The organism is Dyella sp. A6, from assembly GCF_036320485.1.
Lineage (GTDB): Bacteria > Pseudomonadota > Gammaproteobacteria > Xanthomonadales > Rhodanobacteraceae > Rhodanobacter_A > Rhodanobacter_A aluminiiresistens.
The window spans coordinates 2,480,919-2,504,422 of the sequence record NZ_CP132911.1 but is presented as its reverse complement, the minus strand read 5'-3'; the positions used below and the strand labels follow the sequence as shown (position 1 = coordinate 2,504,422).

Sequence of the window (23,504 nt, the reverse complement as noted above, 5' to 3'; positions counted from 1 at the left end):
CCATGGCCATGTTTCTTGCTCCCGTGACGCTTGAAGGCCGACACGTGCGGCTGGAGCCGCTGACACGTGAACACGTGCCCGCGCTGCAGCACGCCGCCGCCGATGGTGCGCTGTGGAACCTGTGGTTCACCGGCGTGCCGGCACCCGACGACGCCGAGGCTTACGTGGATTCAGCCCTGGCAATGCAGGCGCAGGACATGGCGCTGCCGTTCGCGGTGCGCTCGCTTGCCTCCGGCGAGATCGTCGGCAGTACCCGTTTCTGCAACGTGGCTGCGGCGGACCGCCGGGTGGAGATCGGCTATACCTGGTATGCCGCCGGTGTACAGCGCACGGGGGTGAATACCGAAAGCAAGTCACTGCTGCTGCGGCATGCGTTCGAGTCGTTGCGGTGCATCGCGGTGGAGCTGCGCACCCACTGGCTCAATCATCGCAGTCGTGCGGCGATCGAGCGGCTGGGCGCGAAGCAGGACGGCGTGCTGCGCAATCACCGGCTGCTGCCCGACGGCAGCTACCGCGACACCGTAGTGTTTTCCATCATCGAATCGGAATGGCCAGCCGTGAAACGACACCTGGCCTTCAGGCTGGAGCAGGGCAACAAGGCATGAGCGACAAGAAAACCATCGGCATCGTCGGCGCACGTGGCCATACGGGCATGGAACTGATCCGGCTGATCGCGGGGCACCCTGCGCTGGAGCTGGCATTCGTCTCTTCGCGCGAGCTGGACGGCCAGCGTGTCAGCGAACACAACGATGCCTATGCAGGCGAGCTGCGTTACGAAAGCCTCGATCCTGACGCGGTGGCAGCCAAGTGTGCCGACGTGGTGGTGCTGGCGTTGCCCAATGGCAAGGCCGCGCCGTACGTGGCGGCGCTCGATGCGGCTGCGCCGGACACGTTGATCGTCGACCTCTCCGCCGACTACCGCTTCGACAAGCACTGGTACTACGGCCTGCCCGAACTCACCCGCGGGCACTGGCGCGGCGAGCGACGCATCAGCAACCCCGGCTGCTACGCCACCGCCATGCAGCTGTCCATCGCGCCGCTGAAGGACCTGCTGGCCGCGCCGCCGGTATGTTTCGGCGTTTCCGGCTATTCCGGCGCGGGCACCACGCCGTCGGACAAGAACGACCCGGAAAAGCTGCGCGACAACCTGATGCCGTATGCACTGACGGGCCACACGCACGAGAAGGAAGTGTCATTCCAGCTCGGCCTTCCGGTGGAGTTCATGCCGCATGTGGCGCCGCATTTTCGCGGGCTCACTGTCACCACCAACCTGTACCTCGCACGGCAGACGCAGCGCGAGGACGTGCTGGCGCGCTTCCGTCAGGCCTACGATGCGGAACCGCTGGTGGATGTGCTGGACGACGCGCCCTGGGTGAGCCGCATCGCCGGTCGCCATCACGCCGAAGTCGGCGGCTTCGTGATGTCGGCCGACCGCAAGCGCGTGGTGGTCGTTGCCACCCTCGACAATCTGTTGAAGGGCGCGGCCACCCAGGCGATGCAGAACATCAACCGGGCCATCGGCGTGGACGAGCTCACCGGGATAAGGCAGGAGTGAGTGGAGTGGCGTGAGAAGTGAGAGAGACACAGCTCACCTCGCATGCCTCACCCTCTCCGCCACAAGCTCTTTGCTCAACTCTCACTCCTCACTTCTCACATCTCTTCACTGACTCCTAGCTCCCATGACACAACCTCTCTGGCAGAAATCAGGTATCCAGATCGACCAGCGCATCATGCGTTTCCTCGCCGGTGACGACGTGGTGCTGGACCGCGAGTTTTTCCTGCACGATATCGCCGCCAGCAAGGCGCACGTGGAAGGGTTGGCGCACATCGGCGTGGTAAGTGCCGACGAGGCGGTGGCGCTGAAGCGCGAGCTTGACGCGCTGGCCGAGGATTTCAGTGCGGGAACCTTCGTGCTGGACGAGCGCTACGAGGACGGCCATTCTGCCATCGAGGCGCGGCTCACCGAGCGCCTAGGCGATGCCGGCCGTCGCGTGCACACCGGGCGCAGCCGCAACGATCAGGTGCTGGTTGCCACGCGGCTGTGGCTGAAGGAAAAGCTCGAAGCGCTGGAGACGCATTGCCGCGCCATCGCGCAGGTCTGCCTCGACCGTGCCGCGCAGCCGGCGATTCCGCTGCCGGGCTACACCCATCTGCAGCGTGCGGTGGTGTCGTCCACCGGGATGTGGTTCGCCGGTTTCGCCGAGGGCTTCATCGACAATGCCTATCGCGCACGCGGCACGCGCGAGCTGATCGACGCGAATCCGCTGGGCACTGCTGCCGGCTACGGCGTGAACCTGCCGCTGGACCGCGCGCATACCACGACGGCGCTCGGCTTCGCGCGCATGCAGGTCAGTCCGATCTACGCCCAGTTGTCGCGCGGCAAGTACGAGATCGCCGTGCTGGAGGCTATCGGTGCTGCCATGCTCGACCTGCGTCGGCTGGCCTGGGACCTGTCGCTGTTCACCACCGCCGAATTCGGCTTCGTCTCGCTGCCGCCGGAATACACCACTGGCAGCTCGATCATGCCCAACAAGCGCAACCCCGACGTGGTGGAACTGCTGCGTGCCAGCTATGCCAGCGTGGCGGCGGCGCGTACCGAGATCGAGCAGCTGCTGTCGCTGCCGACCGGCTACCAGCGCGATCTGCAGTTCTCCAAGGGTTCGATCTTCCACGGCGTACGGCATGGCCTGATGGCGCTGGAACTGGTGCCGGACCTGCTGGCCCGGCTGGATTGGAATGAGGCGGCGATGCGCCAGGCGATCGAGCCCGCGATGTATGCCACCGACGTGGCGATCGAGCAGGCCGCGGCCGGTGTCCCGTTCCGCGATGCGTACCGCGCCGCCGCCGAGGCGGCGGCTTCGGCAGGTGCGGGGCGCACGCCCGAGCAGAGCCTGACCCAGCGCGTGTCGCCGGGTTCGGGTGAGAGCCTGCGTCTGGACGATTTGCGCGCTAGACTTGGACGTCTGGACGTCTAAACGGAGAACATCATGTCGGTGGTCGATGCGGGCAATGTCGAGCACTATCGCTGGGGGCGGAGTTGCGATGGCTGGCACCTGTTGGCCGGCGAGGATCTCAGTGTGATCGAGGAGCAGATGCCGGCCGGTGCGATGGAACAGCGCCATCGCCACGTCCGCGCGCGACAGTTTTTCTACGTGTTGGTTGGCGAGGCCGTGCTTGAAATGGATGAGGCGCTCTACCGGCTTGGCCCGGGGCAGGGGCTGCACGTGCCGCCCGGGGCCGCCCACCAGATGCGTAACGAAAGCCGTGCCGACGTGCGCTTTCTGGTGGTTTCGTCACCGAAAAGCCATGGCGACCGGGTCGCCGCGCCAAGGGATGCTTCCACATGAGTGCGGTGTCGCATGGCGAAAGCCTGCCGGCACAACCGCTGCCTGCGTGGCGCCGGGCGGTGCTGAAGGTCGGCAGCAACCTGCTTGCGGCGGACGGCGGCGGACTGACCACTCGCTATGCCGAAGCCCTGGCCGGATTCGTGTCCGCCAGCCTCGCGTCTGGGCGGCAGGTCGTGCTGGTGTCATCCGGAGCGGTGGCGGCCGGTCGCGCCCTGTTGCGCCAGCATGCGCCCGCGCGCGGCGACATCGTGGAGCGGCAGGCCCTTGCCGCGCTGGGCCAGGCGCCGATGATCGCGTTGTGGCAATCGTTGCTCGGGCGGCCGGTGGCGCAGGTGCTGCTGACCCATGACGACCTGCGCAACCGCCGTCGCTACCTGAACGCACGGGCGACGCTGCGCAGCCTGCTGATGCTGGATGTGCTGCCGGTGATCAACGAGAACGACACGGTGGCGGTGGACGAGCTGAAGCTGGGCGACAACGACAATCTGGCGGCGATCGTCGCGGCGCTGGTCGATGCAGACCTGTTGCTGATCGCTTCGGACATCGATGCGCTGTACAGCGCCGACCCCCGCATTGAGCCCCAGGCCGAGCCCATGCTTCGGGTCGAGGTACTCACCCCGCAGGTGATGGCAATGGCGGGCGGCAGTGGCAGTGCGGTCGGTACTGGCGGTATGCGCACCAAGCTAGAAGCGGCTACCAAGGCGGCAGCGGCTGGCGTTCCCACTGTCTTGTTCAGCGGGCGCGATGAGGCGACCGTGCAGGCACTGCAGCATGGCCGGTTGCATGGCACCCTGATCGCCGCCACCGGCACGCGCATGCAGGCACGCAAGTATTGGCTGCGTCATGCACCCGCAGCATCGGGGCGCATTCGCGTGGATGCCGGTGCGGCACGTGCCCTGGCCGCGGGCCACGCATCGCTGCTGCCCGGTGGTATCACCGATGCGCTGGGCGAGTTCCTGCGTGGTGATCTCGTGGATATCGTCGACGCCGGCGGCCAGGTCGTGGCGCGTGGTCTCAGCCAGTACGCCGCTGGCGAAGTGCGCCGTATTGCCGGCCAGCACAGCAGGGACATCGAAGCCGTGCTTGGCTTCACCTACGGCAGCGAAGTCGTGCACCGCGATGATCTGGTGACATGGGTCGACGCCGAGAACCGAGGAGGCATTGAGGCATGAGCAACATCCGTTCCTTGGCGTTGGCCTGCCGCGATGCGGCGCCACTACTGGCCGCGCTGGACAGCGTGAGCAAGCACCTTCTGTTGCAAGGCATGGCGGTCCAGTTGGAGAAGCACTGCGATGCGATCCTCGCAGCGAATGCGAAGGACATGGCACAGGCTGCCGCCAAGGGCGTGCAGGGTGCGATGCTGGATCGCCTGCGCCTGGATCAGGCGCGCGTCGCAGGTATCGCGAAGGCCCTGCGGGAAGTGGCGGAGCTACCCGATCCTGTCGGCGTCAGGACCCGCCGCGAAACCCGCCCCAACGGTCTGCAGGTGGAGCGCGTGCGTATTCCGCTGGGTGTGGTGGCGATGATCTACGAGGCACGGCCCAACGTCACCGCCGATGCTGCCGCGCTGTGCCTGAAGGCCGGCAATGCGGTGATCCTGCGCGGTGGCTCGGAAGCGATCCACTCCAACACCGCCATCGCGGCGGCGCTGCACGAGGCCCTGCGCGCGCACGGTCTGCCGGAGGCGGTGGTGACCCTGGTCGAGGACCTGCGTCGCGAAACCATGGTCGAACTGCTGCAGCTCGCCGACATCGTCGATCTCGCCATTCCGCGTGGTGGCGAGGGGCTGATCCGTTTCGTCGCCGAGCATGCGCGCGTGCCGGTGATCAAGCACTACAAGGGCGTGTGTCATCTCTATGTGGACCGTGCGGCCGATCCGGCGCTGGCGCTGGACCTGCTGGTCGACGGCAAGACCTCGCGGCCGGGCGTGTGCAATGCGCTGGAGACCCTGCTGGTGCACGTCGACATCGCCGCCGACTTCCTGCCACGGGCGGCTGCGGCACTGGCGGCGCGTGGGGTGGAAGTGCGTGGCGATGCGCGGGCATGCGAGCTGATGCCCGGCGCCAGGCCGGTCACCGACGACGACTACGCCGCCGAGTTCCTCGATCTGATCCTGGCAGTGCGCGTGGTCGACAGCCTCGACGACGCCATCGACCATATTCGCCGCTATGGTTCCGACCACACCGAGGTGATCGCCACTCGCGACGAGGCCGCGGCGCGGCGTTTCGTGCACTCGATCCGCTCGGCGGTGGTGATGGTCAACGCATCGTCGCGCTTCAGCGACGGCGGCGAACTGGGCCTGGGCGCCGAGATCGGCATTTCGACCACGCGCCTGCATGCCTATGGGCCGATGGGTGCCGAGTCGCTGACCGTCGAGCGTTTCGTGGTCCGTGGCGAAGGGCAGGTGCGGCATTCCGAAAGCCGCACTCCCTGAGCAGCCTGGCTGTCGCTGCCGCTTGAAAATTCCGCGCGCAGGCGCTTCAGTGCCAACGCAGGGCGACCTGCGCCGGATGACGCCGGCGCAGGCGCCGCATCAGCCGACAACGTGGGGGAAGCATGAAACGATGGCAATTGATTGCGGGCATGCTTGCCCTGGTGCTCGGCCTGCCGTGCGCGGTCCTGGTGCATGCAGCTACGCCGCCAGAGCCGGTCGCGCTGACGGTGCGCCTGCCCGATCCGGCGCAGAAGCTGCTGTACGTGCACGAGGTGATGCCGGTATCGCCCGGCAAGCTGACGCTGTACTACCCGAAGTACATTCCCGGCGACCACGCGCCGGATGGCCCGATCGGCACGATGATGGGCTTGCAGATCACCGCCGGCGGCCAGCGCATCGCCTGGAGGCGCGACCCGGTCGACATGTTCACGTTTCATCTGGTGGTGCCGGCCGGTGTCGACTGCCTGGATATCCGCTTCCAGTTTCCGGATACGGATCGGATCACGCCGAACCTGATGGACCTGACCTGGGAACATGTTGCCTTGTATCGCGGTGGCGAGCCGACCAGGCAGCAGCTGTTCCTGCCCACGATGGTGATACCCGCCGGCTGGAGCTATGCATCCGCACTGGAAACGGCCGGGCGTGACGGTGGCCGGGTCCGTTTCAAGCCGGTGCCGTTCAATACGCTGGTCGATTCGCCGGTGATCGCCGGCCGCTATTTCCGGCAGGTCGATCTCACCCCGAAGGGCTCGACGGTGCACCGCTTCCTCGACATGGTGGCCGACGATGCGCAGGCGTTGCGGATCACCCCGGCGCAGATCCAGGACTACCGGCAACTGGTCGTCCAGGCGCAGGCGTTGTTCCACGCGCATCACTACCGCGACTACCACTTCCTGCTGACGCTCAGCGACCACACGTCGACCGGTGGCCTGGAGCATCACCAGTCCAGCGACGACCGTGCCCGCGGCGGTACCCGGATGTTTGGCGATCCGGCGCATTTCATGCTCGACGCCTCGTTGCTGCCGCACGAATACACCCATTCCTGGAACGGCAAGTTCAGGCGCCCGGCCAGGTTGTGGCAACCCGACTTCGAGCAGCCTGAACACACCGGCATGCTGTGGGTGTACGAGGGGCTCACGGTGTACCTGGGCGACATGCTGACCGTGCGCAGCGGGCTGTGGGCGCCGCAGGACTGGCGTGATGCGGTGGCGTATCGCGCCGCCATGCTGATGCATCGCCCCGGGCGTGACTGGCGGCCGCTCACGGATACCGCGACTGCGGCGCAGCTGCTGTACGGCGCGCCGATGGCATGGTCCAACTGGCGGCGCGGTACCGACTTCTATCCCGAAGGGCAGTTGCTGTGGCTGGCGGTGGATACCAGGATCCGGCAGCTCAGTCATGGCCGGCGCTCGCTGGATGATTTCGCCCGGCGCTTCTTCGGCATCGACAACGGCAGCGACGTCACCCGTACCTATACCTTCGACGATGTGATTGCCGCGCTCGATGCGGTGCAGCCGTATGACTGGGCCGGTTTCCTGCACGGCTGGCTGGACGGCACGGGCAACCAGGTGCCCCTGCTGTCAGGCCTGGAGGGCAGTGGCTGGCAGCTGGTCTATACCGACAAGCCGTCGCGTTACCAGCACGCGATCGAACACGTGGGCAATGGCGAATTCAGCGCCATGGGCACCAATGCGATGTTCTCGGTCGGCCTGTTCGTGCGCCCCGACGGCAGCATCGGCGATGTGCTGTGGAACGGCCCGGCATTCAAGGCCGGCCTGGCGCCGGGCATGACGCTGGTGGCGGTCGATGGTCGTGCCTATACACCGGCGCTCCTGCGCCAGGCGATCGTGCGTGCGCAGCGCGACGCGCAGCCGCTGCGCATTCGTGCGGCAGGCGACGGCCTCACCCGGACGTATGCGGTGCATTACACCGGCGGGCTGAAATACCCCCACTTGGTGCGGATCGCCGGGCAAGCGGACGTGCTGAAGACGATCCTGGCGCCCCGGCGCATGGATGCGACGAACTGACGGGATGCGGCCGCATTTCCTGCCGGGAAGGTGCCGCGCGGCTTGTCAGCCCGCGGCGCCGTCGGCCCAGCGGCGAACCGCTTCGGCAAACGCCAGGCAGTCCGCGAACCGGTTGTACAGCGGCGCCGGCGAAATGCGGATCACGTCGGGTTCGCGCCAGTCGCCGATGATGCCCTGGGCCATCAGCTGCTCGAACAGGGCGCGCCCGCGTTCGCGGCCGGCGCGCACGCGGATGGAGAGCTGTGCACCGCGGCGGGCCGGTTCGGCCGGGGTCACGATCTCCAGTGTGTCGTTGAGCTGCGTGTTCACCAGCCACTCCAGGTAACCGGTCAGTTGCAGCGACTTCTGGCGCAGCCGTGACATGCCGGCGCGATGGAACATCTCCAGCGACACGCGCAACGGCACCAGCGCGAGAATCGGCGGGTTGGACAGCTGCCAGCCATCGGCGCCGGCGGTCGGCACGAACTCCGGTCCCATCTGGAAGCGGGTGGTCTTGTCGTGGCCCCACCAGCCGGCGAAGCGCGGCAGCACGGCCTGTGCATGGCGTTCGTGCACGAACGCGCCGCCCACCGCGCCGGGGCCGCTGTTGAGGTACTTGTAGCTGCACCAGATGGCGAAGTCGGCGCCGCTGTCGTGCAGCGCCAGTGGCAGGTTGCCCACCGCATGGGCCAGGTCGAAGCCCATCGCACAGCCATGCCGGCGTGCCAGCTGCGTGATGGCCGCGAGGTCGAAGGCCTGGCCCGTTCGATACTGGATGCCGGGCAGCATCGCCAGTGCGATGCGCGAACCGTGTTCGGCGAACACGCGCTCGAACGCTGCCATCGACAGGGTGCCGTTGGGTTCGTCGGCTTGCACTTCGATCAATGCATCGGCCGGATCGAAGCCGTGGAAGCGGATCTGCGATTCCACCGCATAGCGGTCGGTGGGAAACGCGCCGGACTCGATCAGGATCGCCGGCCGCTCGGCGGTCGGCCGGTAGAAGCTCACCATCATCAGGTGCAGGTTCACGCCCAGCGTGTTCATGGCCACCACTTCGGATGGCCGCGCGCCGACCACCTCGGCCAGGTGGTCGCGCACGAACTCGTGGTAGTCCATCCACGGCAGGCGGCCCTTGAAGTGGCCCTCCACGCCGAGCTCGCCCCAGTAATCCAGTTCGGCATCGATCGCGGCGCGCACCGCACGCGGCTGCAGGCCGAGCGAATTGCCGCAGAAGTAATGGCCGTCGCGGCCCTCGTGTGGCGGGATCAGGAACTCATCGCGGAAGCCGCGCAGCGGGTCGGCGGCATCGGCGGCCTGCGCCCAGGCGAGGTTGGCTTCGAAGGCTTGCAACATGGGAACGTCTCGGGTCGTGCGGAACATGACCGGCAGAGCCACATCAGTGGCGCCGCCGGCACGCTGGCGCGTGGATCGGGTGGCGTGGATCAGCCGGTCCGGCCCAGCTGGGCGGCAAGGCTGTGGCAGCCCTTGTCGAAGGCACTGGTCCAGCGCGCGCCGGCCTGGGTGGTGGCCGGACGTACGCAGCGCAACTGGATGGCGTGGCCGTCCTTGAACCAGTAGTACTCGGTGTAGTCGAACTGGGTACCGTTCTCGCGCGCCGTGTAGGCGTTGCCGTTGGGGTCGTCGCCGGGCAGCGGGACGGCGCGGTAGTCGGCGAGCTGCTTGGCCTTGGCGTCGGCGTCGTTGCGGTAGGTATTGAAGGTGAACAGGTCAGGCGACTGTTTCACCGTGACGGTGACGCGGGCGAGACTGTTGTCGCCGGTGGGCGACGGGTCGGGCACCTGGAACACATGGACTTCGGGGTCGCCCTGGGTCTGCATGATGTCGACCCAGTTGGACGGTGTGGTGAAGTGGACGTTTCCGCCCGCCATGCGGACGTCGGCGGCGCTGGCGGTGCCGGTCGCCGCGGCGAGCAGTACGGCGGCGGTCAGGCAGGTGGTGTGGCGCAAAAAGCTCATGCCGGCTCCTGTGGGTGTGCATCGTGGACGAAACGCTGGATCGGCAGTCCCAGCCATTCCAGTGCGGTACCGTGGAACAGCCGGGCACGGGTGGCGTCGTCGGGCGCGAGTGCCTCGATACCGCTGCCGGGGTGCTGTTCCCCCAGCGGGAAAGGATAGTCGGTACCGAGCATGACGCGCTCGACGCCGGTCACATCCAGCAGGTAGCGCAGTGCGCGATCGTCGTGCACGCATGAGTCGAAATACAGCTGCTTGAGGTATTCGCGGGGGTTGCGCGGGTTGTCGGTGGCGACCAGGTCGGGGCGCATGCGGAAGCCATGCTCGATGCGGCCGATGGTGTAAGGGAAGCTGCCACCGCCATGGGCCAGCATCACGCGCAGCTTCGGCAGGCGTTCCAGCACGCCGCCGAAAGCCAGGCAGCATGCCGCACGCGCCTGTTCTGCCGGCATGCCGACCAGCCAGGGCATCCAGTACTTGGGCATGCTGTCCGCGCCCATCATGTCCCACGGGTGCACCATCACCGCCGCACCGAGGTCGGCGGCGGCCTCGAAGAACGGGAACAGTTCCGGCGCATCCAGGTTCCAGGCATTGCAGTGCGAGCCGACCTGCACGCCGGCCAGACCCAGTTCGTCGATGCAGCGCTCCAGTTCGCGCACGGCCAGGTTCGGCGCCTGCAGCGGCACCGTGCCGATGCCGGCGTAGTGGCGCGGGTGGTCGCGGCACATGCCGGCCATGTGGTCGTTCAGATGCCGGTGCAGCTCCAGTGCCTGGTGGCCGGGCGCCCAGTAGGAGAACAGCACCGGTACGGTGGAGATCACCTGCACATCCACGCCGAAGCGGGCGTAGTCGTCGATGCGTTTCTGCGCGTCGAAGGCCGAATCCCAGACTTCGCGGAAAAACTTGCCGCCCTTGTAGATGCGGTAGCGGCCGTCGCTGTGGGTCATCACGGGAAAGCGTGCTTCACCGTATTTGGCGGCGAGGTTGGGCCAGTCGCGCGGCAGGATGTGCGCATGCGTATCGATCTTGAGCATGCCCGGAGTGTAGACCGTCGCGACTGGGGCGTGGTGCCGCGGTCGCAGCAATCGGCCACGTCTGCGGTCAGCCGGCCGGTACGCTCGGCTGGCGTCCGACCACGTAGGCCAGCGTGTTCACGTTGTCGGTCAGGCGGTCGCTGATCCGTTCCAGTTGCGCGGCGGCGGCAGGGTCGTTCAAGGTGTCGAGCTGGCTGCAAAGCGAGCGCTGCTCGGTACGCAGGTCAGGCAGAGCGCCGGGGCGGCGGGTGTCGCGCAGCGCGCCGGCGATCTCGTGCAGTGCCGTTGCCGCATGCATGACGAAGGCTGCGATTTCGGACGAATTCTGGCCTTGCCCGCGTTCGTCGACAAATGCCTCCAGCGTCATCGCGGTGCGTGCCAGCCGGTTGCCGTTGGCGAACAGCGCACTTGCCAGTTCCAGCAGGGATGCGGGCGTGGCCGGTTCGGCACGCATCCGGTCCAGCGATGCCTGCGCGTTGGTGCGCGCCGTGCGGGCGGCGGTGCGTGCTTCGCGATGGGCATCGCGATGTGTCGGCGATGCCAGGGCGGTCAGATAGTTCGCGTAGGCATCCAGCATGTTTGCCAGCGTACTGCGTGCACGCGAGCGCTCCCAGGTCGGCCACACCACGTAGGCCAGCAAGGCCATGCCCGAGCCAAGCGCGGTGTTGATCGCGCGGTCGACGACGGCGGTACCCGACGCCACGCCTTCGAACGACAGCAGGATCACCACCGTACCCGTCAGGGTCGCCACCGCGATGCCGTAATGGGCCGTTGCCAGGTAACGGAACGCCATGCACAGCAGTGCCATCAGGGCCAGGTGTGCCCACGGCTGGTCGGGCGTGATGAACAGCAGGGTGGTGGTCAGGACCAGACCAAGCACGGTACCGACCACCCGCAACAGGCCGAAGTTGAACGTGGCGGCGAAGTCCGGGCGTAGCACGATGGCGACGGTCATCGGCAGCCAGTATCCGTGCGGCAGCTGCCATAGCCGCGAGATCAGCAGGGCCGTGCTGAGGCACACCGCGCAGCGCAGGGCGTGGCGGAAAGCCACCGAGCGCATGCTCAGGTTGGCGCGCAGGGTGGCCAGGGCGGCGCTGCCGCGCAGGGCGCGGGGCAGGCGCAGCTCCGCATGGGCAGCGCGCACCTCGCCGCGGCTGCCGGCCCAGTCGGCATTGCGGATGGCCGCGGCCAGCTGACCGGAAAGCGCGTGGGCATGGATGGTCATGACGCCGCTGTCCTGGGTGTCTTGATGCGCACGCAGCTGCTGCAGCGCCAGGTCGGCGCGGGCGGGGCTCTCGCCGGCGTCGAGCGCGGCGGCAATGTCCTCGAGCACCTGCGCGGTGTCCTCGCGCAGCGTGGCATGCATGGACGGCTCGGCATGCGTCTCGACGATGGCCACCAGTTCCAGGCGGATCCGCTCGGCCAGTTCCAGCAGCACGCCGAAGGCCTCCATCGCGCGGCCATGTGCACGGTGCCGGCCGAGCAGGGTCTGCTGCAGGCCGGTCATCGCATCGGTGAGCGCGGGAGCGTCGTCGTGATCGTGTGCGGTCTGTCGCGCCAGCGCTGCCAGCCCGCGATAGACCCCGCCCAGCGCCATGCGTTCCGGGCCGTAGCGCTGCAGCGGCCATGCCGCCACCGAGAACAGCGCCAGCAACAGGCCGCCGGCGAAAATCAGCAGCGAGGCACCCAGTGCGTCGGCCAGTCGCGGAATCGGTTCGGCGGCGGTGATCACCAGCAGGATCATGCTGGTCATGCCGACCCGCGCGATGTCGGTGCCAAACACCACCAGCAGGCCGCCGAAGAAGCCGCAGGCCAGCGTGGCCGCCAGCATCGGCAGCAGGTCGGTGCCGAGCTGGAAGCCGCACAGCGAAGCGAGGCACGCGGCCAGCGAGGCCAGCAGCAGGCGCGAGATGCGTTGCCGGTACGGGCCGGGCTGGTCGGAAAACATGGTGTCCAGCGCGCCGGCACCGATGCCCAGACCGATCGCCGTGTGCCCGCTGGCCATGCCGATCCCCAGCGGCAGCACAACCGCGGCGGTATTGCGGATCGCCACGCCCAGCGGCACGTCCGGTCGCTTGGTGCGGAGCAGACTGCCGACGATCTGGTCGCGGAACGAATAGGTGCTGGATGCCATGGCGAGGGAAGTCCTTTCCCCGCCATTCTGCATCATGTCCGGCGCATGCGTCGCCGCCGGTTGGTGCGGCTGCCGGTCAGTACGATGCCGCGTTTGCCGCAACCGGCTGGATGGCTGCGACCGCGCGGCGGTTCCACAGCGAGACGCAGGGAATCTTGCCGCGGTTGCAGCGCTCTGCGTATTTCCGGGCGATCTGCGTGACTTCTTCCATCAGGCCCTGGTTGAGCGTGATCGGCGCCAGACCCAGATGCAGGAAGTGGTCGTTGGCCACATGCAGTTCGTTCTCGTCCGCCTCGTTGCGCGGGTTGGGCACGTTCTCGATCTTCGCGCCCGTGCGCTCGGCGATCATCGCAGCCAGGTCGCGCACGCGATGCGTCTCGGTCATCTGGTTGAAGATGTGCACGCGGTCGCCCTTCTTCGGCGGGTTCTCCAGCGCCAGCTGGATGCACTTGACCGTGTCCTGGATGTGGATGAAGGCACGGGTTTGTCCGCCGGTGCCATGCACGCTCAGCGGGTAATCCACCGCCGCCTGCATCAGGAAGCGGTTCAGCACGGTGCCGTAGTCGCCGTCGTAGTCGAAGCGGTTGATCAGGCGTTCGTCCTTGCGGGTCTGTTCGGTCTGCGTGCCCCAGACGATGCCCTGGTGCAGGTCGGTGATACGTACCTTGTCGTTCTTGTTGTAGAAGTGGAACAGCAGCTGATCCTGGGTCTTGGTCATGTGGTAGATGCTGCCGGGGTTGGCCGGGTAGAGAATCTCGTTCTCCACCAGCTCGCCGCCCTCGATCTCGACCTTCACCTTCAGGTAGCCCTCGGGGATCTTCATGCCGGCGGTGCCGTAGCCGTACACGCCCATGGTGCCCAGGTGAGCGACGTGGATGTCGAGCCCGCTCTCCACCACCGCGGCCAGCACGTTGTGGGTGGCGTTGAGGTTGTTGCTCACTGTGTAGCGCTTGTGCACGCTGCTCTTCATGGAATATGGCGCGGCGCGCTGTTCGGCGAAGTGCACGATGGCGTGGGGTTTCCATTCGCGCAGCAGGTCGAGCAGGCGCTGGTAGTTCACCGCCACGTCGATGTTGTGGAAGGCGATGTCGCGGCCGGAGATGTCCTTCCATGCGCGAAGCCGCTCGTTCATCGGCCGGATCGGCGTGAGCGAGTCGCACTCCAGTTCGATATCGATCTTGCGGCGGGACAGGTTGTCGACGATCGCCACGTCGTGACCATGGTCCGACAGATGCAGCGCCGTCGGCCAGCCGCAGAATCCGTCACCACCAAGCACCAGAATTTTCATCGCGATCCCCGAACGTCATCGCCATTGACTGTCCGGAAGCCCGATGCCGGCACGGGCGGTTGCGCTGTCGGCCACTGCCCGGGGCGGGCGGTGACACGGATCGACTCCCGGTTCCGGCAACCAGTATCCCTGCGCAATGTTTCACTTCGGCAACGCCGACGCGGGTGGTGCGGTTACGTGCAGGGTGAGCCCATTCCGACCGCTGTCGCGGTGCGGAATGGGCGGGCGGGTTCAGGCGCGGCCGCCGAACTCGCCGGTGGTGGTGTTCACCCACACCTTTTCGTCATTGGTGATGTATTCCGGCACCTGGATCTCCACGCCGGTATTGAGCTTGGCCGGCTTGGTGCGCTTGGTGGCGCTGGCGCCCTTCAGCTCCGGTGCGGTATCGACCACGGTCAGCATCACGCTGGTGGGCACCTGCAGGCCGACCGGTGCATCGTCGATCAACTGCACGTAATAGCCTTCGAGGTCCTCGACGATATAACCCGCGTTGTCGCCCACCAGTTCCGGCGGCAGCATGTACTGGGTGTAGTCCTCGGCGTCCATGAACACGAACGCGTCGCCGTCCATGTAGGAGAAGTTGGCGGCCCGGCGCACCAGCTCCATCTCCTTCAGGTCGTCGTCGGCACGCAGGCTCAGGTCGAACTTGCGACCGCCGGGAATCGAATACAGGGTGAAGCGGAAAGTGACATTGCCGCCACGCGCGGTGGGCGAGCTGCGTTCGATGTCGCGCACCTGGTACACGGTGCCTTCGTGTTCGACCACGTTGCCTTTCTTGACGTCGGAAGCTTTCATAGGTCAGGAGTGAGTCAATAGAAGTGAGAAGTGAGGGAAGAGCAAAGGCGTGCGATGAGGGTGGTGAGGTGGGTTTTCTCTGGTTCCTCACCCCTCTCAACTCATTCCCCGCTTATTTCGGCTGCAACCGTACCGCGCCGTCCAGGCGGATGGTCTCGCCGTTGATGTAGCGGTTGCCGAGGATGAAGGCCACGGTCTGGGCGAACTCTTCCGGCTTGCCCAGGCGCGACGGGAACGGGATCGAGGCCGACAGCGACTCCTGCACCTGCGGCGGCATGCCGTCGACCATCGGGGTCCAGAAGATGCCGGGTGCGATGGTCGCCACGCGGATGCCGAAGCGGGCCAGTTCGCGTGCCATCGGCAGGGTCATGCCGACCACGCCACCCTTGGACGCCGAGTAGGCGGCCTGGCCGATCTGGCCCTCGTAGGCGGCGACGCTGGCGGTATTGATGATCACCCCGCGCTCGCCGTCCTCGCCCGCCTCGTTGTGCTGCATCAGTGCCGCAGCGGCTTTGGCCACGTTGAAGCTGCCGACCAGGTTCACCATCACGGTCGTGGCGAAGTTGTTCAGCGCCATCGGGCCTTCCTTGCCCAGCACACGCCCAGCGCCAAGGATGCCGGCGCAGTTCATCACCATGTTGAGGCCGTCCATCGCGTCTCGGGCGGATGCCACGTTGGCGGCAACGCCTTCCTCACTGGTGACGTCGGTGCGGTAGAAACGCGCGGCCTGGCCCAGCGCCTTGGCGGCAGCCTGGCCTTTTTCCTCGTTCACGTCGAACAGGGCCACATGGGCGCCGTGGGCGACGAGGTGCTGTGCCACGGCGTAGCCGAGACCGGAGGCACCGCCGGTGATGATCGCCTTGACCTGATCGAGTTGCATGGGACTGAGCTCCACTGAATCCAAAACGGCAATAGTAGCTCAGCGGCCGGCCGGCGCGCCCCGCAGGAAGGGTTGTCCCCGTGCGTTGCCGGCGGCGGTGGCCTGCCGGCATGGGGCGACGGCTCAGCCGGGCTGGTGGCGTTCGATCACGACCGCGACCTCGGCTGCGGTCAGCGTGGCGAACGGCGTCACCGCCGGCGGCGGGTTGGCCGCTCGCTGCAGCTCTTTCTGCCACACGCCGACATCCCACCAGCGGCCGAGCTTGTAGCCGCACTGCTTCCAGATGCCGGCCGGTTCGAATCCCAGCGATTCGTGGAAGCCGACGCTGACCGGGTTAGGTACCGTGATGACCCCCACGGCCTGGTTCATGCCCTGCCGGCACATCAGGTCCAGCAGGGCGCTGTAGAGCCGGCGCGCGATGCCACGGCGCTGTGCGTCGCTGTGCACATAGATCGAGGTTTCGGCGATCCAGTCGTAGGCGGCACGTTCGCGGAAGCGGCCGGCATAGGCGTAGGCCAGCACCTCGCCATGCTCTTCCCAGACCAGCCACGGATACTGCGGCAGGCGCGCTCGGATGCGTCCGCGCATGGCCTCGTCGCCGGGTGGCGTGGTCTCGAAGGTGGCGACGCCTTGGTTGACGTGCGGGGTGTAGATCGCGTGGATGGCGCTGGCGTCTTCTTCGCGTGCGATACGGATGGCGACGGGCATGGGTTCGGCTCGGTCAGAGATCGCGGATGTAGTAGCGGTCACAGCCATGGTGTCCGGTGCCGCCCATGGGGGCGCACAACGCGACGAAGCCATGGCGCCGGTAAAGCGCCTGCGCCGCGTCCATGCCGGTCAGGGTTTCGATGTAGCAACGTGCGAAGCCGGCATCGCGTGCCGCATCCAGGCAGCGCTCCATCATGGCGCGCCCGGCGCCGATGCCACGCGCTTCGGGCAGGAAATACATCTTGCGCAGCTCGCACACGCCGGGCTCGCCGCCCACCAGCGCTGCGATGCCACCGCCGCCGACCACGTGACCGTCCAGCTCCACCACGAAGTAGGCGCTGTGCGGCTGGGCGTAGGCGGCATGCATGCTGTCCACTTCGGTGTCGTGGATGGCGAAGCCGGGACCGTCGGCACCGAATTCGGGCATCACGGCGCGGATGATCGCGGCCACCGCGGCATCGTCGCGCGGCGTGATCGGTCGGATCAGGAAAGGAGGGGACATGCGCGGTTCCAGCAGGCGGGACGGCCGATTATTCCACGCCCCGCGCCGGATGCCACTGGCCGGTAGCGCCTCAGCTGGCCGTACGTGCCCGCGTGACGCGGCTGGCGGTGTCCTTGTGCAGCTGCGCGGCCAGCCAGGCGCCGGTGGCCACCAGCAGGTCGAGGTCGACCCCGGTGTCCATGCCCATGCCGTGCAGCATGTAGACCACGTCCTCGCTGGCCACGTTGCCGGTGGCGCCCTTCGCGTAGGGGCAGCCGCCGGTGCCGGAGACCGCGCTGTCGACCACCCGCACACCTTCTTCCAGGCAAGCCAGGATGTTCGCCAGTGCCTGGCCGTAGGTGTCGTGGAAATGCACGGCCAGCGCGTCCATCGGGACTTCCTGCGCCACCGCGTGCAGCATCGCACGGGCCTTCGCCGGCGTGCCCACGCCGATGGTGTCGCCCAGCGAGATTTCATAGCAGCCGGCCGCGTGCAGCCGTTGCGCCACGCGGACCACGTCGGCTACCGGCACGTCGCCCTGGTAGGGGCAGCCGAGCACGGTGGACACGTAGCCGCGCACGCTCACGCCATCGGCCCTGGCGTGCTCAATGACCGGCACGAAGCGCTCGATCGATTCGTCGATCGAGGCATTGATGTTCTTGCGGTTGAACGCTTCGCTGGCGGCGGTGAATACCGCGATCGCACCGGCGCCGGCCGCACGGGCACGCTCGTAGCCCTGCAGGTTGGGCACCAGCACCGGGTAGTCCACGCCCGGCACCTTGCGGATGCCGGCGAACACCTCAGCCGCGTCGGCCAGCTGCGGCACCCATTTCGGGCTGACGAAGCTGGTCGCCTCGATGGTCTTCAGGCCGGTGGACGAGAGCCGGTCGATCAGCGCGATCTTCACTTCGGCCGGTAGCAGGGTCTTCTCGTTCTGCAGGCCGTCGCGGGCGCCGACTTCGACGATGCGGACATGGTTGGACGAGGACATCGTGGTTCTCCGGTGGTGGCGCGGCGGCGGATGGAAGCTCAGTCGCCGAAGCGCACCAGCACGGCGTCGGCTTCGACGAATTCGCCCTGGCTGGCGCTCACGCTTTCGATGGTGCCGGCGCGCGGTGCCTTCAAGGCCAGTTCCATCTTCATTGCCTCCATCACCAGCAGTTCCTGGCCTTCCTCGACCTGGTCGCCGGCACTGGCCTTCACCAGCACGATGCGGCCCGGCATGGGCGCGACGATCTGGTTGCCGCCGGCGGCATCCTTGGTTTCCCAGGCGAAAGCGGGACTGCGCTCCAGATGCCAGCGGCGGCCGGCGGCATCGTGCAGCAGCACCCGCCGGTGGTCGGCGCTCAGGGGCAGGCGCAGCGATTCGCCGTCGAAGCGAGCGTTCAATACCGCGCCGTCGTAGTGCGCGCCGTCCACCACGCAGTCGACCTCGCTGAGGCGCAGGCGGTAGCTGCCGGCATGACCGTGGGCGGTCACTTCATAGCGTTCCTCGCCGATCGCGAACGCTTCCAGCCGTTTGCCCGCATGGCCGATGCGCCAGGCGTCCGCGCTGGCCCAGGGCGAGTGCGGGTCGACCGGGTTGGCGCGCGCAGCCGCTTCGTCGTGCAGCAGCGCGGCGACGGTCGCGGCGAACACGGTCCGGCACGGGGGCGTGCTGTGGCCGGTCACGAACTGGTCGAGGTGACGGTCGAGGTAGCCGGTGTCGATGCGACCCTCGACTATTACCGGATGGCGTACCAGCCGCTCGAGGAAGGCGATGTTGGATTTCGGTCCGGCGATCTCGCAACCGGCCAGGGCTTCGCGCATGCGCTGCAGCGCGCGCGGACGGTCCTCGTCCCAGACGATCAGCTTGGCGATCATCGGGTCGTAGAAAATCGTGACGGTGTCGCCTTCCACCACACCGCCGTCGAGGCGCACATGGGCGGACGTCGCGGGCAGGCGCAGCGTGGCCAGCCGGCCCGAGCCGGGCAGGAAGTTCTGTTCCGGGTCTTCCGCGTACAGGCGCACCTCGATCGCATGGCCGTGCGCGCGGATGTCCGGTTGCGCCAGCGGCAGCGACTCGCCGTCGGCCACACGCAGCTGCCATTCGACCAGGTCCAGGCCCAGCGTCATCTCGGTGACCGGATGTTCCACCTGCAGGCGCGTGTTCATCTCCATGAAGAAGAACGTGCCGTCCTTGCCGACGATGAATTCCACCGTGCCGGCGCCGACATAGTCGACCGCCCTGGCTGCGGCGACCGCGGCTTCGCCCATCGCCTGGCGGCGTTCGGGCGTGAGGAAGGGCGAGGGGGTCTCTTCCAGCACTTTCTGGTAACGGCGCTGGGCCGAGCATTCGCGCTCGTTGAGGTGGATGACATGGCCGTGGCTGTCGCCGAACACCTGGAATTCGATGTGACGCGGATGGTCGACGTAGCGCTCCACGATCACCCGCGCGTCGCCGAACGAGGACTGTGCCTCGCGCTGCGCCGACGCCAGCGCATCGGCGAAGTCTTTTTCCTCGCGCACGATGCGCATGCCCTTGCCGCCGCCGCCGGACGCGGCCTTGATCATCAGCGGGAAACCGGTGGCGCGGGCTTCTTCGGCGAGTACTTCCGGTTGCTGGTTCTCGCCATGGTAGCCGGGCACCAGCGGCACGCCGTGCTTCGCCATCAGCGCCTTGGCCTCGGCCTTGGAACCCATCGCCTCGATGCTCTCCGGCTTCGGCCCGATGAACACGATGCCGGCCTCGGTGCAGGCTCGGGCGAAAGCGGTGTTCTCGGACAGAAAACCGTAACCGGGATGGATCGCCTGTGCGTCGCTCTTCCTGGCCACGTCCAGAATGGCGTCGCCGCGCAGGTAGGAGTCGGCCGGCCGCGGGCCGCCGATCGGCCACGCCTCGTCGGCCTGGCGCACGTGCTGGGCGTCCTTGTCCGCTTCCGAGTACACCGCGATGGTATGGATGCCGAGACGCCGGCAGGTGCGGATCACGCGACAGGCGATCTCGCCGCGGTTGGCGATCAGTACGCGTTCGAACATGCGGATTCCTTGCGGACGTGCGTGGGTTGCCCAGCCAGCGAAAATAACAGATCACGTCCTGCAAACTGAGGCGCGGCGCAGCATGGCCGCGCCGTCGGTCAGCGTGCCATCCAGCCCGCTGCGCGCTTGTCGAGGAAGGCGGTAAGCCCCTCCTGGCCTTCCTCAGAGACGCGCAGGCGGGCGATCAGTGCGGCGTTCTCCTGGTCGATGCGTGCGGCGGCGGCGGCGTCGACACCGCCCATGCGGAAAGCCAGCTGCTTGGCTTCGCGCTGGGCCCCGGGTCCGGCCTTGGCCAGCAGTTTCAGGACGAAGGCAACGGTCTCGTCCAGCGCCTCGGCGGGTACCGCCTGGTGCAGCAGGCCGATCCGCTGCGCCTCGGCGGCATCGAAGATCTCGCCGGTCAGGAACAGTCGACGTGCCTGACGCAGGCCGATGGCGGCGATCACGTAGGGCGAGATCACGGCTGGCACCAGGCCGAGTTTCACCTCGGTCAGGCCGAACTTTGCAGTGTCGACACCGATGGCGATATCGCAGCAGGCGACCAGCCCCACGCCGCCACCGTAGGCTGCGCCATTGACACGGGCGACCGTGGGTTTGGGGCAGAACTGCAGGCTGCGCATCAGCGCGGCCAGGCGCGACGAATCGTCGCGGTTCTCCTGCTCGCTGGCCTTGGCCATGCCGCGCATCCAGTTCAAGTCGGCACCGGCCGAGAAGCTGGCGCCGGTACCGGTGAGGACAATGGCGTGCACCGCCGGATCATCGCTTGCGGATTCCAATGCGTGGGTAAGTTCGGCGATCAGGCCGTCATCGAAGGCGTTGTGCACGTCGGGGCGATCTAGCGCCAGTTCGCGCACGCCGGCGCGGTCGGTGATGCGTATGGCAGTCATGCTTGGGTTCCGCGGAGGGCTGGCGCCCATCTTAAAGGCTTGGGCCGGGTTGCCCCATGGCTGCAGCGTCGCGAAGAAAGGATTACAATGCGAACCATTCGTATTTAAGTGTGTGGTGCCTGTGCGCCTGACCGACTTGCAGAAAGGTGCGCCTGCCGTGGTTGAACGCGTTGATGATGCACATGCTGCCGATGTGATCGCGCAGCGCCTGCGTGACCTGGGATTCGTCCCGGGCGAGCCGGTTCGTGTCGTGGCGCGCGGCCCGATGGGCGGTGACCCGTTGTTGATCCAGATCGGCTCGACGCGATTCGCCTTGCGTCGCAACGAGGCGGCGCGCGTGGAAGTGACGGCGGGAGAGGCAGCATGAGCGCCGGAACCCTGCGCATCGCCCTGGTCGGCAACCCGAATTGCGGCAAGACCGCGCTGTTCAACCAGCTCACCGGTGGCCGCCAGAAGGTGGCGAACTACGCCGGCGTCACCATCGAACGCAAGGAAGGCCGCTTCGTGGCGCCATCCGGTCGCGTGCTACATATCCTCGACCTGCCCGGCGCCTACAGCTTCGATGCGGTGAGTCCGGACGAGCAGATCACCCGCGACGTGCTCGAGGGCAACTATCCCGGCGAAACGGCGCCCGACCTGATCGTGTGCGTGGCGGATGCCACCAACCTGCGCCTGCACCTGCGCTTCCTGCTGGAGGTGCGGCGGCTGGGGCGGCCGGTGGTGCTGGCGCTGAACATGATGGACACGGCGCGGCGGCGCGGCATCGTGATCGACGTGCCCGAGCTGCAGCGGCGGCTGGGCGTGCCGGTGGTGGAGACGATTGCAGTGAAGCGCGGTGGCGCGCAGGTGCTGGTCGAACGGGTGGACGGCGACGTGCCGGTGGCGGCCCCGGCCGAACCGGACGACGCAGCCAGTCGTGCCGACCTGCATGCGCAGGTGCGCGAGCTGCTGGCGGCCACCGTCAGCATGCCGCGTGCCACCGACCGGCTGGACGATGCGCTGGATCGCTGGGCACTGCACCCGGTGTTTGGCCTGGCGATCCTCGCGGTGGTGATGTTCCTGGTGTTCCAGGCGGTGTACGCCGCCGGCAAGCCGATGAGCGACCTGATCGGCGAGGGCTTCGGCTGGCTGGGCGGACATCTGGCGGTGTGGCTGCCGGCCGGCCCGGTGCGTGGACTGGTGACCGAGGGCCTGTGCGGCGGCCTGGGTACGGTGATCGGCTTCCTGCCCGAGATCCTGGTGCTGTTCTTCTTCATCCTCACGCTGGAGGAATCGGGCTACCTGCCGCGTGCGGCCTTCCTGCTCGACCGGGTGATGGTCTCGGTGGGGCTGACCGGGCGCTCGTTCATCCCGCTGCTGTCCAGTTTCGCCTGCGCGATTCCCGGCATCATGGGCACGCGCAGCATCACCGACCCGCGCGACCGCCTGGCCACCATCCTGGTGGCGCCGCTGATGACCTGCTCGGCGCGCCTGCCGGTGTATGCCCTGCTGATCGGCGCGTTCATTCCCTCGCGCCGGGTGTTCGACGTGTTCAACCTGCAGGGGCTGGTGCTGTTCGCGTTGTATGCGGCGGGCATCCTCGGCGCCATGCTGGTGGGCTGGGTGATGAAGCGCATCCGCCGCGACAAGAGCGAGCATGCGCTGCTGATGGAACTGCCTTCTTACCGTCTGCCCAAGGTGCGCGACGTGTCGATCGGCCTGTACGAACGCAGCATGGTGTTCCTGAAGCGGCTGACCGGCGTGATCTTGGCGCTGACCGTGATCATGTGGGCGTTGTCGACCTTCCCCGCGCCGCCGGCCGGTGCCACCGGCCCGGCGATCGACTACAGCTTCGCCGGCTATCTCGGGCACGCCTTCGCGCACATCTTCACGCCGATCGGCTTCAACTGGCAGATGAGCCTGGCGCTGATCCCGGCCTTCGCCGCGCGCGAGACCGCGGTGGCGGCACTGGCCACGGTGTATGCCGTGGGCGGTGAAACCGCCGCGGGCCTGGGGCCGGCACTGACCGCGCACATTCCGCTGGCCAGTGCGCTGTCGATGCTGGTGTGGTTCGCCTATGCGCCGCAATGCATGTCGACGCTGGCGATCATCCGCCGCGAGACCGCCTCGTGGCGCAATGTGGCGATCTCCTTCGGCTACATGTTCGCGATGGCCTACGCGGCCTCGTTCCTCACCTTCCAGATCGCGAGTGCGCTGACATGAGTACCGGCCTGCTGATCCAGTATGTAGTGGTCGGCCTGATCGTGGTGGCGGCCGTGCTGGTCGCGCTGCGCAAGCTGGCGCCGCAAGTCACCAGCCGCTGGCTGGCGGCGGCGTCGATCCGCCTGGGACGGCCGGGACGTTCGCGCCTGGCCCACGCGCTGGCACGACGGCTGCAGCCGAAACAGGCCACCGGCAGCTGTGCCGATGGCTGTTCCACCTGTGGTGCCTGCGGGCCGAAGCCACCGACGGCGGTGCGCGATGCCGTCTATCCGCTACAGTTTTCGCCGCGCCCGAAGCAGCACGGTCGCTGACGTCCG

General features: G+C 67.4%; 22 protein-coding genes. 10 read left to right on the top strand and 12 right to left on the bottom strand.

Features of this window, described 5'->3' with window-relative positions; genetic code table 11:
- Window positions 1-2: 2 nt before the first annotated feature.
- The 7 genes from RA164_RS11175 (at window position 3) to RA164_RS11145 (ending at window position 7,808) form a co-directional block, all read left to right on the top strand.
- A complete protein-coding gene (locus RA164_RS11175) occupies window positions 3-605 on the top strand; it encodes a GNAT family N-acetyltransferase (RefSeq protein WP_329740930.1) in 603 nt (200 codons plus the stop codon).
- Window positions 602-1,555: an N-acetyl-gamma-glutamyl-phosphate reductase gene (gene argC / locus RA164_RS11170; RefSeq protein WP_329740929.1), complete on the top strand. Its 954-nt coding sequence runs from the start codon at window positions 602-604 to the stop codon at window positions 1,553-1,555. The genes RA164_RS11175 and argC overlap by 4 nt, the downstream gene beginning before the upstream one ends.
- Before the next feature lie 124 nt (window positions 1,556-1,679).
- Complete coding sequence (gene argH / locus RA164_RS11165) at window positions 1,680-2,975, top strand: argininosuccinate lyase (RefSeq protein WP_329740928.1); 1,296 nt, start codon at window positions 1,680-1,682, stop codon at window positions 2,973-2,975.
- A gap of 12 nt (window positions 2,976-2,987) precedes the next feature.
- A complete protein-coding gene (locus tag RA164_RS11160) occupies window positions 2,988-3,347 on the top strand; it encodes a cupin domain-containing protein (protein ID WP_329740927.1) in 360 nt (119 codons plus the stop codon).
- A complete protein-coding gene (gene proB / locus RA164_RS11155) occupies window positions 3,344-4,519 on the top strand; it encodes a glutamate 5-kinase (protein ID WP_329740926.1) in 1,176 nt (391 codons plus the stop codon). Before RA164_RS11160 ends, proB begins: the two co-directional genes overlap by 4 nt.
- Entirely contained in the window at window positions 4,516-5,781 is a 1,266-nt protein-coding gene (locus RA164_RS11150; RefSeq protein WP_329740925.1) for a glutamate-5-semialdehyde dehydrogenase, read from the top strand. Before proB ends, RA164_RS11150 begins: the two co-directional genes overlap by 4 nt.
- A gap of 122 nt (window positions 5,782-5,903) precedes the next feature.
- Window positions 5,904-7,808: a M61 family metallopeptidase gene (locus tag RA164_RS11145; protein ID WP_329740924.1), complete on the top strand. Its 1,905-nt coding sequence runs from the start codon at window positions 5,904-5,906 to the stop codon at window positions 7,806-7,808.
- Window positions 7,809-7,853: 45 nt separating this feature from the next.
- On the opposite strand, the gene kynU is transcribed toward RA164_RS11145, so the two are convergent.
- The 12 genes from kynU to RA164_RS11085 form a co-directional block, all read right to left on the bottom strand.
- Window positions 7,854-9,140 carry a kynureninase gene (gene kynU, locus RA164_RS11140; protein WP_329740923.1) on the bottom strand — a complete coding sequence of 429 codons (1,287 nt, stop codon included), beginning with the start codon at window positions 9,138-9,140 and terminating at the stop codon, window positions 7,854-7,856.
- Window positions 9,141-9,229: 89 nt separating this feature from the next.
- A complete protein-coding gene (locus tag RA164_RS11135) occupies window positions 9,230-9,763 on the bottom strand; it encodes a hypothetical protein (protein ID WP_329740922.1) in 534 nt (177 codons plus the stop codon).
- On the bottom strand, window positions 9,760-10,794 hold the full coding sequence (locus tag RA164_RS11130) for an amidohydrolase family protein (RefSeq protein WP_329740921.1): 1,035 nt from the start codon (window positions 10,792-10,794) through the stop codon (window positions 9,760-9,762). Before RA164_RS11130 ends, RA164_RS11135 begins: the two co-directional genes overlap by 4 nt.
- 67 nt (window positions 10,795-10,861) lie before the next feature.
- Window positions 10,862-12,928: an FUSC family protein gene (locus tag RA164_RS11125; RefSeq protein ID WP_329740920.1), complete on the bottom strand. Its 2,067-nt coding sequence runs from the start codon at window positions 12,926-12,928 to the stop codon at window positions 10,862-10,864.
- Window positions 12,929-13,004: 76 nt separating this feature from the next.
- Window positions 13,005-14,216 (bottom strand): NAD-dependent epimerase/dehydratase family protein, encoded by a 1,212-nt coding sequence (locus RA164_RS11120; RefSeq protein WP_329740919.1) that lies wholly within the window; start codon window positions 14,214-14,216, stop codon window positions 13,005-13,007.
- A gap of 231 nt (window positions 14,217-14,447) precedes the next feature.
- Window positions 14,448-15,011, bottom strand: a complete 564-nt coding sequence (efpL, locus tag RA164_RS11115) for an elongation factor P-like protein EfpL (protein ID WP_329740918.1) — start codon at window positions 15,009-15,011, stop codon at window positions 14,448-14,450.
- A gap of 112 nt (window positions 15,012-15,123) precedes the next feature.
- Window positions 15,124-15,891, bottom strand: a complete 768-nt coding sequence (locus RA164_RS11110) for an SDR family oxidoreductase (protein WP_329740917.1) — start codon at window positions 15,889-15,891, stop codon at window positions 15,124-15,126.
- A 123-nt stretch (window positions 15,892-16,014) separates the two neighbouring features.
- A complete protein-coding gene (locus tag RA164_RS11105; RefSeq protein WP_329740916.1) occupies window positions 16,015-16,599 on the bottom strand; it encodes a GNAT family N-acetyltransferase in 585 nt (194 codons plus the stop codon).
- Between the two features lie 13 nt (window positions 16,600-16,612).
- Entirely contained in the window at window positions 16,613-17,101 is a 489-nt protein-coding gene (locus tag RA164_RS11100) for a GNAT family N-acetyltransferase (protein WP_329740915.1), read from the bottom strand.
- A 70-nt stretch (window positions 17,102-17,171) separates the two neighbouring features.
- Window positions 17,172-18,071, bottom strand: a complete 900-nt coding sequence (locus RA164_RS11095) for a hydroxymethylglutaryl-CoA lyase (protein ID WP_329740914.1) — start codon at window positions 18,069-18,071, stop codon at window positions 17,172-17,174.
- A gap of 38 nt (window positions 18,072-18,109) precedes the next feature.
- A complete protein-coding gene (locus RA164_RS11090; RefSeq protein WP_329740913.1) occupies window positions 18,110-20,098 on the bottom strand; it encodes an acetyl/propionyl/methylcrotonyl-CoA carboxylase subunit alpha in 1,989 nt (662 codons plus the stop codon).
- 98 nt (window positions 20,099-20,196) lie between these two features.
- Window positions 20,197-20,985, bottom strand: a complete 789-nt coding sequence (locus RA164_RS11085) for an enoyl-CoA hydratase-related protein (RefSeq protein WP_329740912.1) — start codon at window positions 20,983-20,985, stop codon at window positions 20,197-20,199.
- Window positions 20,986-21,106: 121 nt separating this feature from the next.
- Between RA164_RS11085 and RA164_RS11080 the strand changes: the two genes are divergently transcribed.
- From RA164_RS11080 to RA164_RS11070, 3 genes are read left to right on the top strand one after another with little or no spacing between them, the layout of a single operon-like run.
- Window positions 21,107-21,352 (top strand): FeoA family protein, encoded by a 246-nt coding sequence (locus tag RA164_RS11080; protein ID WP_329743533.1) that lies wholly within the window; start codon window positions 21,107-21,109, stop codon window positions 21,350-21,352.
- Window positions 21,349-23,187 carry a ferrous iron transporter B gene (gene feoB / locus RA164_RS11075; RefSeq protein WP_329740911.1) on the top strand — a complete coding sequence of 613 codons (1,839 nt, stop codon included), beginning with the start codon at window positions 21,349-21,351 and terminating at the stop codon, window positions 23,185-23,187. Before RA164_RS11080 ends, feoB begins: the two co-directional genes overlap by 4 nt.
- Entirely contained in the window at window positions 23,184-23,498 is a 315-nt protein-coding gene (locus RA164_RS11070; protein WP_329740910.1) for a DUF6587 family protein, read from the top strand. Before feoB ends, RA164_RS11070 begins: the two co-directional genes overlap by 4 nt.
- Window positions 23,499-23,504 lie beyond the last annotated feature (6 nt).